We start from the raw sequence: 11,533 nt of genomic DNA, 5'->3' as shown, positions 1-11,533 counted from the left end.
ATTATTATAGGGTATCTCGTCCTGGAGAACCTCGCTCAATACGGCCCCTTAGTGTGGTTTACCGGGAAGTAATCAAATTACCACAATCCGAACATCTGCCCGGGTGAACTATTGACTTCCGCTGATCGGGTTATTTTTTCAAAAAAAAAGATGATTTCAGCGGCACCATCGGCCGGAAAAAGGAGAACATATACCTTAAGCGCGCCATAGAATATGGAATGCATGGGATTTGATCGGGATTGAAAAGTCGAACTTCAATGCATTTTAAACAGTAAGGCGCACATTCGGAACTCACTACGACACCATTATAAATTAGTTCGATGGCAGAAGTACAAACGCTGCAGCAAAATCATTCAATGCTAAAATAAAGGAGTTCAAAAAATAGTTCAGGGGCGTGTCCGAGATTAAGTCTTTTCTATACCCACTAGGCAAAATATATGCGTAGACCCAGGTTTTGGAACTGATCCGAATTGCAAGCCGGTTTTATAAGACAAAAAAAGCCCCTTCATCGCTGAAGAGGCTTCCATGTATAAGTAATTTCTTACAATTTGTTCACATGTGTAGCAATACTTGCCTTTAAGTTTGCAGCCTTGTTCTTGTGAATGATATTTTTCTTCGCCAATCTGTCAATCATTGAAGTTACTCGTGGCAACTCAGCAACAGCAGATTCTTTTTCCGTAGCGGCACGCAACTGTTTCAACGCGTTACGCATTGTCTTAGCGTAATATTTATTTTCAAGACGTTTTTTTTCGTCTTGTCTAATTCTCTTTTTTGAAGATTGATGATTTGCCATTTTATTATTTCCTCAATATTTTTCTTTGTAAAGTAGCCCGTAGGGGAATCGAACCCCTGCTACCAGGATGAAAACCTGGCGTCCTAACCGCTAGACGAACGGGCCATCATTTTGTTTTCCCTTAATTTTGGGACTGCAAAAATAGTTGCTTTTTTTTAGTCTCCAAACTTTTCAGGATATTTTTTCTGAAATCCGCATCGCTTCGTTTAGCTCTGCTGTTTTTGATTTCAGCGATGCAAAGAAATGGAAGATTTTTGAAACTGCAAATAAAAAAATGAAAAAAGTTTACTTCCAATCAACAATTGTTCCCCGATCTTTATTTAAAAGACTCTGTGGCATTGAGTTAACTATCTCTCGCCATAGTAATTCAATCAATTTATTCTTTGCAAAGTGGCGCGAATACACCAAACTCACCTCTCTCAGTGGGGTAACATCGTCGAATGCACGAACGTGTAACGAGCGTTCGGTGGACATATCAACTGCAGCCAATTCCGGGATTAGGGTAATCCCGCCTTCTTTATCGATAATATTCATAAGCGTTTCCAACGACCCTGCTTCGAAGTGAAAAGGTAGATTAACGTTCGACGCTCCTTTAAATGAACACAGATTAATGACTTGATGCCTGAAACAATGCCCATCGCTCAACAACCAAATTTCAGGAACGGAAATATCTTTCACCCGAACTTCGGTTTTGTTATGCAACGGATGATCTTTATGCATATACAGCATCATTTCTTCATAGAATATTGGTCTTTCGTTGATCCGATCTTCTTTTAGCGGGGTTACCAAGATCCCAACATCCAACAGATCGCGTTGTAAATGATCAACTATATTCTCGGTTGTTAATTCTTCAACTTTGATTAAAATGTTAGGGTATTTGCGCTTGTAATTTCCAATAAACAGTGGCAAAAGATAGGGAGCCAATGTTGGAATTATGCCAATCTTTAGTTCACCAGATATCAGGTTCTTGTGATCTTTGACGATATTATTTACTTTCTCAGATTCCTGTAAAACAATGCGCGACTGTTCAATAATTCGTTTTCCAACGTCTGTTGGAATGAGTGGCTGTTTACTCCGATCGAAAATAACCACTTCCAGATCCTCTTCCAGTTTTTTAATTTGCATGCTGAGCGTTGGTTGCGTAATAAAACAATGTTCTGCGGCACGGCCAAAATGGCGAAAGGTATCTACTGCAACAATATACTCAAGCTGGGTTAGGGTAATCATGGTTCCTCTATTTGTTTCCGTTAAAGATAGAAAAAATCGATATCTCTCATTCCTATTTCATAAATAATTGCTGCCTTTGCCATTCAAACAGACCGACCGCCAACGCGTGCGAAATATTCATCGATTTGCATTTTCCGGTCATGGGAATAAAGACAGCACTATCGCAGCGTAGTATTAGCTCTGGCGGCAGTCCATGCATTTCGCTTCCCAGCAGGAAAACGACCTTTGCGGGCAATCGCGTTTCGAACAGGTTGGTTGCCCCCTCGGATGTTTCAATTGCAAAAACGGGGTAGTCGGTTTCAAAGCGATCAAAAAACTCGTCTGCGTCCAAATAGGTGAGTTTGACATTTTTAAAACTCAAGCCAGCTGTTTTACGGATCGATGCTTCACGTTTGTCATTTTCGTCGTCCAATAAGATTAGTTCATCGCCACCCAGATTGTCGACCAGGCGCATGAGGCTTCCGACATTTTGGGGATTCTTCACCTTCCAGGCCGCCACCTTGGGCTTAAACGGAAGTTCCGGTGTATTTTGAGATTGAAAAAATGCAACTGAATTTGTTTCCATCCTGAGAATTATTCATTTTCTTTGACCATTCAGAAACTACGAATGAAAAGATTTTAACCCATTTGTCCATGAAAATAATCCGTTTTTTTCTTCTTTTTTTAATCACTGCGCAATTAATATCCTGCGGAAAATCGGAAAAAGAACTGGCTGCTGAAAAATTAAGACAAGCCGAAATCTGTTTCCAACAAGGTGATACCCTTGGCGCATTGCAAACGGCCGATTCTGTGCGATTACTTTATCGAGGAGCAATTAAACAGGTTTTAGCTGCCGATCAGTTTAAAAAGAAGGTGTACGGCGAACTGCTTTATCGAGCTCAGGATGACCTTGACTCGACAAATATTCAAGTTGCTGAGCTGGAGAAGAATTTTATTCAGGAAAAAACTGAATTTGACCGATATGCTCAGTATATTCATAAGCGACAGGAATTTCAGCGCCGTTGGAACAAATCGTTTATCCAAATTTACCTCGATGTACGCGGAGAGTTATACATTTCAAGTAATTATTATGGCGAACAATGGCTCGACCATGTAGCTATCCGGGTATACGATGGCGACCTTCAGGCTATAACTGATACTGTTGCCACCGGGACTCCGTTGAACCATCACAGCGATTTCATGAATACCAAGTGGGAAAAGGTTTCGTACACCGATGGCAAGGATAATGGCGTAATTGAGTTTATTGCCCAGCATGCCGATCGCAACCTGAAAGCTGTTTTTCTAGGGAAGCGGTACTACTACATTATACTGGAAGACTACGACAAACAGGCTTTTGTTCAGGCTTTGGCTCTTTCGAAAGCTATAAAAAGACAAAACGCTCTTAAGCAAGCAATCAAAGAATACCAATCGAAGGTTGGTTAACTGTAAAATCATCGTACTAGTTGTAGAAAAAGGTGAAGACCGCGAAATGAGCGACCTTCACCTTTTTTTATGTTACGAATCTGAATTGTACGATCAAAGAATATTATCAATCAAACCGGCGGGCTGAGCCAGAACAGCCCTCTTCCCGTTTAATACGATGGGCCGTTTCAACAGCTTTGGATTTGCAGCAAGAACATTCACCCATTCATCATCAGAAAGAACCTGATCTTTATAATCGGTACGAAATTGCTCTTCTTGTGTCCGAACCAACTCGAAAGCCGACAGACCTGTCAAGCTTATAATTTCACGAATTTCATCTTCAGAGATGCCATCCTTCATGTAATTAATGACTTCAACCGTATATCCGTTCTCTTCAAGATATTGCAGTCCTGCTCTACTTTTTGAGCAACGGGGATTGTGATATATTCTCATAATAACTTGGTGTTTTTCCTTGATAAACTGATAAAAGTCTTCCTGCGCCCGAAACCTGCCTTCAATCTGGTCACGATTATAGGTATTCGACAGCTCATTATCCAGGATACGAGATTTCGAGTTGTCGCGAAGTTGAATTTTCAACATTTGACGCAGCTCTTCTTTAATATCATTATTATAGATTGGACAGGCAACTTCAATCCGCCGATTTAGGTTTCGAGGCATCCAGTCGGCCGACGAAATATAATATTTTTCATTCCCTCCGTTTCCAAATACAAAGATCCGCGAGTGCTCCAAATACTTGTCGACAATACTTACAGCTTCTATGTTATTTCGGATGTCTTCTTCTTCGGTTTTCAACCCAAATATACCACGAACAATTAGGCGAACTTTAACCCCGGCTCGCGCAGCTTCGCTGATTTTCGACATCATTTCAGGATCGATGAGGCTATTCATCTTAAGCAGCATGAACCCCCGGCGTCCCGATCGTGCAATTTCAATTTCCTTATCGATTAAATCAGAAAAGAAAGAACGCATCCGAAAAGGACTAACAATGATGTGTCTATACTCATCGATCCGGTAATTGTGTTTGAAGAAGTTAAACAAACTGGCTACTTCATCGGCGATTCGCGGGTCAGCGGTCAACAGACCTTCATCGCCATAAACACGTGCTGTACCTTCGTGGAAGTTTCCGGTTCCGACATAGGCATAGTTTCTAAACGAGCCTCCTTCTTTTCGTCTGATCCATGTGATCTTGGAATGCACTTTCAATCCCGGCACACCATTAATAACATGAGCTCCTTCTTCCTGCAGCTTGTTCGACCAGTAAATATTGGCTTCCTCGTCGAAACGAGCCTGCAACTCAATCATTACTGTTACAGTTTTCCCGTTTCGGATAGCGTTGAGCAAGGCATTTACCACCCGTGACGCATCGGCTACCCGGTAAATTGTAATACCAATATCCGTTACTTTCGGATCGATTGCCGCTTCGCGAAGCAAATCGAGAAAGTGACTAAAGCTTTGGTAGGGGTAATGCAACATGATATCTCCCTGACGCATTTTCTTGAGAATGCTTTGGTGCGGAGGCAAGTTCCGATGTCGAACCGGAGTTAACCGTTTATAATAATGATGTGGTGCACCGATTTCCGGGAAGTTCATAAAGTCTTTATGATTGTGATAACGGCCACCGGCAACGGTATTCTCCGGATCCAGATGCATTCTTTTGATAATGAACTTCAGAAATTCATCGGGCATCTGACTATCGTACAATAAACGCACAGGTGTACCAACTTTCCGACGTTTCAAGCTAAGCTCCATTTTTTCGATGAAACTCTTTGAAATATCGTCATCGATATTCAGTTCTGCGTCGCGTGTAACTTTTATGGTGTAGGCTTCATATTTATCGTATTTAAAAAGCGGGAAGATGTCGGCCATACAATACCGAATGATATCGTCGAGCAGGATGACATACTTTTTGCCACTACGGGCAGGCAAAACCAAAAAGCGTGAAAGTGTGATGCTTGGCACGCGCACCAGAGCATAGGCAAACTTCGCCTGTTTCTCGGCCCGCGAAAGCTTTATGGCCAAATACACCGAGCGATCTCGCAGGTAGGGGAACTTGTTCTCTTCGGTCAACATGATGGGAACCAGGTTTGGTAGTACTTTTTCGTAGAAATATCGTTTCACGAAAATGCCCTGTTCGCTGGTCATGCGGGTTTCATCAATAATGTAGATGTTGTCCGCAGCCATTTCCACCATTATATTTTTGTAAATCTCCTGCGACTTGCGCTGGTGAGCATACACCAGTTCGTAAATTTCCTCATGCAATTCTTCCGGTGTAAAATTTCCCAGAATGCTTCCATCGTCACCAAAATCGACCATCCGTCGGACTGAGGCCACCCGAACGCGAAAGAACTCATCGAGGTTATTCGAAAAGATGCCTAAGAAGCGCAACCGTTCGAACAAAGGCACAGTTGGATCTTCAGCTTCCTGCAAAACCCGGGCATTAAACGATAACCAACTAATTTCGCGATTGATAAAAGATTCTGTGTTTTTCATTCTAACAGCCTTTACATAAAATTACAAGTAAGCAGATTTTTTTGAAAAGCTCAAGTAAAACTGCCTAAATCTTCACTAATTCAACTGCCTTCAACATAATTTCGTTCAACAAAGTTTGATTGGTGAAATTGGGGAGCAAAACTGGCTCAAGTGGTTTTTGGGTTGCCGGAATAAGTGGCAATTCCCACCAGCCAACCTGATGCCATTGATTCATTTTAAAACCCACCTGGTTAAAAACGGCACAAGCTTTAAACCCCATTCGCTCGTGCAATCGAACACTCCCATCGTTGGGAAGTGTAACAATGGCCAGCAAATTTGTATAATTCTGGTGTTTCACAATGTTTATCAGCGCGGTATACAGAGCCGTTCCAATGTTTCGGCTTTGAAAACTTTCTTTGATATACACGGTTACTTCGCGATTCCAACGGTACGACTCCCTTGATCGATATTGCGACGCGTAGGCATAGCCCGCAATTTCATCATCAATTTGGCAAAGTAGAAAAGGTGACTCTTTCAGAATCGTTGAAATCCGATCGCCAAATTCGCTAACAGATGGAACTATTTCCTCGAACGTAACGACGGTGTTGGTAATAAACGGTTCATAAATTGCCAGCAATGATTTTGCATCTTCCGGTGTGGCCATCCGGATTTCAACCTTTTTACTCATCGCCGTACTGCATTAAATACGCCTTGATAAAACCATCGATTTCACCATCGAGCACAGCCTGAACATTGCCCGTTTCATAGCTGGTTCGAACATCTTTCACCAATTTATAAGGTTGAAGGACATACGAACGGATCTGTGAACCCCATTCAATTTTTTTCTTACCGGCTTCAATGGCGCTAACCGCTTCGCGACGTTTGCGAAGCTCCAGCTCATATAATTGCGATTTCAGCAAACGCAACGCATTTTCTTTGTTTCCAAGCTGCGAGCGGCTTTCTGTGTTTTCGATAATAATGCCGGTAGGAGCATGCCTCAGACGAACACCGGTTTCAACCTTGTTCACATTCTGTCCTCCTGCCCCTCCGGAACGAAAGGTATCCCAGGTAATATCTGATGGATTAATCTCGATTTCAATAGAATCGTCGACCAACGGTGCGACAAAAACCGAAGTAAAAGAGGTCATCCGTTTATTTTGCGCATTGAAGGGAGACAAGCGTACCAGACGATGGACACCATTTTCACTTTTCAGGTAGCCATAAGCGTAATCGCCTTCGAACTCGATGGTGCAGTTTTTCACCCCCACTTCATCGCCGGCATTAAACTCAGAGACTTTTACCTTAAAACCTTCTTTCTCGCCATAACGCACATACATGCGCATGAGCATATCGGCCCAATCGTTGCTTTCCGTACCTCCTGCACCGGCGTTAATTCGCAGAACGGCACCCAACTTATCTTCTTCTTTACGAAGCATATTTTTTGCTTCGAGCTGTTCAACTAGCCCAAGTGTTTCGGCATACTGTTCGCTCACCTCTTGGTCCGAAGCCTCTTCGGCTTCGTAAAACTCGAACAACACCTGCAAGTCTTCAAACGATTTATCGACCACGTCAAATCCTTCTGTCCAGACTTTAATCGACCGAATCGTTTTCATTTGCTCTTCGGCTTTCTTTGAATCAGTCCAGAAATCAGGATCCTGCGTTTTAAGTTCTTCTTCTTTTAGTTGTAATACTTTTGCATCGTAGTCAAAGATGCCTCCTCAGCGCATCCCGGCGCTCAGCAAGCTCTTTAAGCTGCTCCTTTAAAATCATAGCTATTTTTTTTGATGAATTGCAAAATTAGAAAATACCCGGACATAAATCAACGAATACCGCCCGGAGCTAAAAAGAAAAGCGGACAAGTCTGAAAACTGTCCGCTTAAACAATCTTTTTTGGAAGGCTATTATTCGTTCTCCCAAACAATATCATAAGTCGTAATTGCTTTCGACTCCATAAAGTCACTATCTGAACTTTCGAGCAGAAAGACAGACAATTCGACCTCATAGGTGCTTCCCTGTACAGGCTCCAGGTCGCTAACCCATCCGCTCGACGGAATGTTTGTACTGGTAGCAGTAGAGCTCAAAGAATTATTGAAATAAACGACCTCTCCCTCATCATTACGCAAAACAACAACCGCATAATCAGCATCAGCGCTCGCCTCCCATTTCAACTCAATCCGATTGTTTGTTGAACTGAATTCACAGCTGGTAATTTCTACCGGGTCAATGGCATCACCGGCCAACTCGTTAGTTTCTGTAATAACATCTCCTTCCGAGGTGGTTACGGTAAAAGTATACTCACCGGTTTCCGGAAGACTGGTCGAAAAATCGGTATCGGCAACTTCCATATAAAACTCATAGGCACTATTATCATACGTACCAAGGGCGTTGATTTCGCCTGACTCTGACTCAACAATCACTGATTTCATTGCCACATTAGCATAAGTGTGGAACGCCAGTCCAGACTTGCTCTCTCCATCAACTTCCTTTGTAATAATAAAAGCATCGCTATATACCTTTGGCAATACTTCTTCACTTGCGCATGAAACCAGCAATAAAAACGACGCAACAACAATTAATTTTCCGACTAATTTTCTCATAGCTCAAATATAAGTTTAAATAATACGACCGATAGATGGTAGCACTCCCAAATGGTTGCGGTCGATTTTATTATTTTTGATCGCAGACTTAACCGTGCAGGGAAATCCGACTAAACGAAGCTATCCCTCAAAACACCTCAAAACTACAAAAGATTTAAATAGCCCTTATCACCTTGAAAAAGAATTAATGCAAACAAGGCTTTTGTCATCTAAAATAAAAACTTACCTTTGCGCCACATTTTTTTATCAATTAAATTTTTATTCAATGCCAGCAAAAATCAGATTGCAGCGATTTGGTCGCAAACGTTTAGCTTACTATCACATTGTGATAGCTGATAGCAGGGCACCACGAGATGGTCGTTTCATTGAAAGGATTGGATCTTATAATCCAAATACTAATCCTGCTACGATCGATCTTGATTTTGATAAAGCTTTAAACTGGCTTAACAAAGGTGCCCAACCAACTGACACCGTAAGAGCAATTCTTTCTTACAAAGGTGTAATGTACATGAAACACTTACTTGGCGGGGTTGCTAAAGGCGCGTTCTCGGAAGAGGAAGCAGAAACTCGTTTCAAAGCATGGGTTGCTGAAAAAGATTCAAAAATCCAGGCTAAGAAAGATCGCTTATCGAAAGAAGACAGCGACGCTAAAAACGCTCGTTTGGAAGCAGAGGTGAAAATCAATGCTGAAAGAGCTGAAGCAATTGCCAAAAGAGAAGCAGAATTAGCTGCTGAAGCTGCCGCTGCAGTTGCTGCCGCTAATGCTCCAGCAGAAGTTGCTGAAGAAGCACCTGAAACTGAAGCTTCTGCTGAAGGTGAAACAACAGTTGAGTAAACTGAGGTCGGCACTGTTTTTAAGACTTGAACTTAATACAGAACGACATAAAAAAAGCGGTGGAATTTTCCACCGCTTTTTTCATTTACACCAATTCCGTTTATTCCTCTTCGTCACCTTCGGGGTTAACTATCCACTCCGGATCGTACAGAAAATCGTTGTAGGGGAACCGGGTCACATGTATCTTGTGAACCTCTTCATACAAAGTCTTCTTGAAATCATCAACATTCTTCTTTTGAATTGCAGAGATAAACAGCGAAGGCGTATTCTTCTTTCCCATCCAGCTGTTTTTCCAATCTTCTAACGAAAAGTTTTCCCTCGTTTTCGGGCTTAGGTCATCATCATCCTTCGACACATAGCTGAACGCGTCGATTTTATTAAACACATAAATTGTTGGCTTAGTCCCGGTATCAATCTCACTCAAGGTTTGATTCACCGTGTCAATCTGCTCTTCGAATCCGGGATGTGAGATATCGACCACATGCACTAACAGATCAGCTTCACGCACTTCATCTAAAGTCGATTTGAACGATTCGACCAGACCATGAGGAAGCTTGCGAATGAAACCTACCGTATCGGACAGCAGGAATGGAATATTTCCTATAACGACTTTTCGCACCGTAGTATCCAATGTTGCAAACAACTTATTCTCGGCAAACACCTCCGATTTAGCCATTACATTCATAATGGTCGATTTGCCAACATTGGTATAGCCGACCAAGGCAACACGCACCATTTTGCCGCGATTCTTCCGCTGAGTGGCCTTTTGCTTGTCGATTTTAATTAACTGCTCTTTTAAGCGTGCAATTTTATCCAGGATAATCCGTCGGTCAGTCTCAATCTGAGTTTCACCCGGTCCACGCATTCCAATACCACCACGCTGCCGCTCCAAGTGAGTCCACATTCGGGTCAATCGAGGCAACATGTACTGGTACTGTGCCAGTTCGACCTGGGTTTTTGCGTGAGCTGTTTGTGCCCTTTTGGCAAAAATATCCAGAATTAAGTTTGTTCGATCGAGCACCTTGCACTGCAATTCCCGCTCAATGTTTCGCAATTGAGTCGGACTTAGCTCATCATCGAAGATTACGCTGTCGATCTCATGAATCTTAATGTAATTCTGAATTTCCTCCAACTTTCCCGAACCTACAAAAGTTGCAGAATTAGGCACGTCGAGTCGCTGGAAAAACTGCTTTTTCACAACTGCACCAGCTGTATCAGCTAAAAACTCGAGCTCGTCCAGATATTCCCGGGCTTGCCTTTCATCCTGATCCTGATTTATTAAGCCAACCAGAACGGCTGTTTCCTGTTGTTGTGAAGTATCAATCATTCAACTAAATTTAAGACACAAAAAAACCTGGTTCCGAAAAAACGAAACCAGGGTTCTTATATCGTCGTGCGATTTATTGCAATACAAAACTAATTGGAACCGTATAAGATACTTTTACTGGTTTTCCCCTTTGCATACCCGGTTTCCATCTTGGAAGTGTGTTTACCACCCGAAGTGCTTCTTTGTCCAAAGACTGGTCAACACCACGAGCAATACGGGCTTGAGTTACAGTACCATCTTTATCCACCACGAAGTTCACATATACTTTTCCTTGAATTCCGTTTTCCTGAGCGATGACAGGATACTTGATGGCATTTGCGATGAACTTACGAAGAGCCAATTCTCCACCTGGGAATTCGGGCATATTTTCAACGATGAAAAATACTTCGCTTTCTTCTTCTTCTTCAGCTTCTTGCTGAATAACCGGAGCAACATCAATAACCGTATTGTCATCGGCTTCGGTGTCATCAATATCCAGTTCGTCTTCAATTTCGGTGTCATCGTCTACAATTGTCAACACCTCTACTACTTTTGGTGGTGGTGGTGGTGGCGGCGGTTTCACCTCTTCTTGGCGTGTAATCGGGATGATCTCATCTTCGACAGCTTGCTGCACCACAGACCCCAAAGAAGAAGCTTGTTCAACCCGGGCGGTCCATTCAAAAGCAAGCAATGTTACTCCGAGAGAGATCACAAGTCCAATCTGAATAAAGATACTTCTCTTACTCTCAAGATCAGCTTTTGGTGATTTCTTCAATTCCATAATTCAGTTTTAGAAGTTTATTCTGTGATAGAAACATTTTTACTTTGAGGGGCTAAAGATAGAAAATAATCTTCAAAAGCAATAGATCGCCCCTGCAAAATAT

The 11,533-nt window shown here is 42.3% G+C and carries 11 protein-coding genes and 1 tRNA gene; 2 read left to right on the top strand and 10 right to left on the bottom strand.

The window, feature by feature from the left end:
• Nucleotides 1-541 precede the first annotated feature (541 nt).
• From rpsT to ABZD21_RS19080, 4 genes are all read right to left on the bottom strand, one after another.
• Nucleotides 542-793, bottom strand: coding sequence for a 30S ribosomal protein S20 (gene rpsT / locus ABZD21_RS19095; protein WP_372776731.1), 252 nt, complete (start codon nt 791-793; stop codon nt 542-544).
• A 33-nt stretch (nt 794-826) separates the two neighbouring features.
• A tRNA-Glu gene (locus tag ABZD21_RS19090) sits at nt 827-898 on the bottom strand.
• 180 nt (nt 899-1,078) lie between these two features.
• A complete protein-coding gene (locus ABZD21_RS19085; protein ID WP_372776730.1) occupies nt 1,079-2,020 on the bottom strand; it encodes a hydrogen peroxide-inducible genes activator in 942 nt (313 codons plus the stop codon).
• 52 nt (nt 2,021-2,072) lie between these two features.
• Nucleotides 2,073-2,585, bottom strand: coding sequence for a TrmH family RNA methyltransferase (locus tag ABZD21_RS19080; protein WP_372776729.1), 513 nt, complete (start codon nt 2,583-2,585; stop codon nt 2,073-2,075).
• A gap of 68 nt (nt 2,586-2,653) precedes the next feature.
• On the opposite strand from ABZD21_RS19080, the gene ABZD21_RS19075 reads away from it, so the two are divergent.
• A complete protein-coding gene (locus ABZD21_RS19075; protein WP_372776728.1) occupies nt 2,654-3,442 on the top strand; it encodes a hypothetical protein in 789 nt (262 codons plus the stop codon).
• A 93-nt stretch (nt 3,443-3,535) separates the two neighbouring features.
• Here the strand turns inward: ABZD21_RS19075 and ppk1 are convergent, their stop codons facing one another.
• The 4 genes from ppk1 to ABZD21_RS19055 all read right to left on the bottom strand — a co-directional run bounded on the left by ppk1 (nt 3,536) and on the right by ABZD21_RS19055 (nt 8,508).
• Entirely contained in the window at nt 3,536-5,932 is a 2,397-nt protein-coding gene (gene ppk1 / locus ABZD21_RS19070; RefSeq protein WP_372776727.1) for a polyphosphate kinase 1, read from the bottom strand.
• A gap of 64 nt (nt 5,933-5,996) precedes the next feature.
• On the bottom strand, nt 5,997-6,599 hold the full coding sequence (locus ABZD21_RS19065) for an N-acetyltransferase family protein (RefSeq protein ID WP_372776726.1): 603 nt from the start codon (nt 6,597-6,599) through the stop codon (nt 5,997-5,999).
• Nucleotides 6,592-7,681 (bottom strand): peptide chain release factor 2 gene (prfB, locus tag ABZD21_RS19060; RefSeq protein ID WP_372776725.1). Its coding sequence is split into 2 segments (ribosomal slippage): nt 6,592-7,617 and nt 7,619-7,681, totalling 1,089 coding nucleotides; the frame shifts between segments, so codons are not numbered across the junction. The genes ABZD21_RS19065 and prfB overlap by 8 nt, the downstream gene beginning before the upstream one ends.
• Before the next feature lie 131 nt (nt 7,682-7,812).
• On the bottom strand, nt 7,813-8,508 hold the full coding sequence (locus ABZD21_RS19055; RefSeq protein ID WP_372776724.1) for a hypothetical protein: 696 nt from the start codon (nt 8,506-8,508) through the stop codon (nt 7,813-7,815).
• Nucleotides 8,509-8,584: 76 nt separating this feature from the next.
• Between ABZD21_RS19055 and ABZD21_RS19050 the strand changes: the two genes are divergently transcribed.
• The gene (locus ABZD21_RS19050; RefSeq protein WP_372776723.1) at nt 8,585-9,343 is read left to right on the top strand and encodes a 30S ribosomal protein S16; all 759 of its coding nucleotides are present in this window, start codon (nt 8,585-8,587) and stop codon (nt 9,341-9,343) included.
• A gap of 100 nt (nt 9,344-9,443) precedes the next feature.
• Here ABZD21_RS19050 and hflX read toward each other — a convergent pair whose 3' ends face one another.
• Both hflX and ABZD21_RS19040 read right to left on the bottom strand, forming a co-directional pair.
• On the bottom strand, nt 9,444-10,670 hold the full coding sequence (hflX, locus tag ABZD21_RS19045; protein WP_372776722.1) for a GTPase HflX: 1,227 nt from the start codon (nt 10,668-10,670) through the stop codon (nt 9,444-9,446).
• 73 nt (nt 10,671-10,743) lie between these two features.
• Nucleotides 10,744-11,430, bottom strand: coding sequence for an energy transducer TonB (locus ABZD21_RS19040; protein ID WP_372776721.1), 687 nt, complete (start codon nt 11,428-11,430; stop codon nt 10,744-10,746).
• Between the last annotated feature and the right edge of the window lie 103 nt (nt 11,431-11,533).

It is taken from the genome of Mangrovibacterium sp. (assembly GCF_041596335.1).
GTDB lineage: Bacteria > Bacteroidota > Bacteroidia > Bacteroidales > Prolixibacteraceae > Mangrovibacterium.
This window is presented reverse-complemented; position numbering and strand designations above follow the sequence as displayed.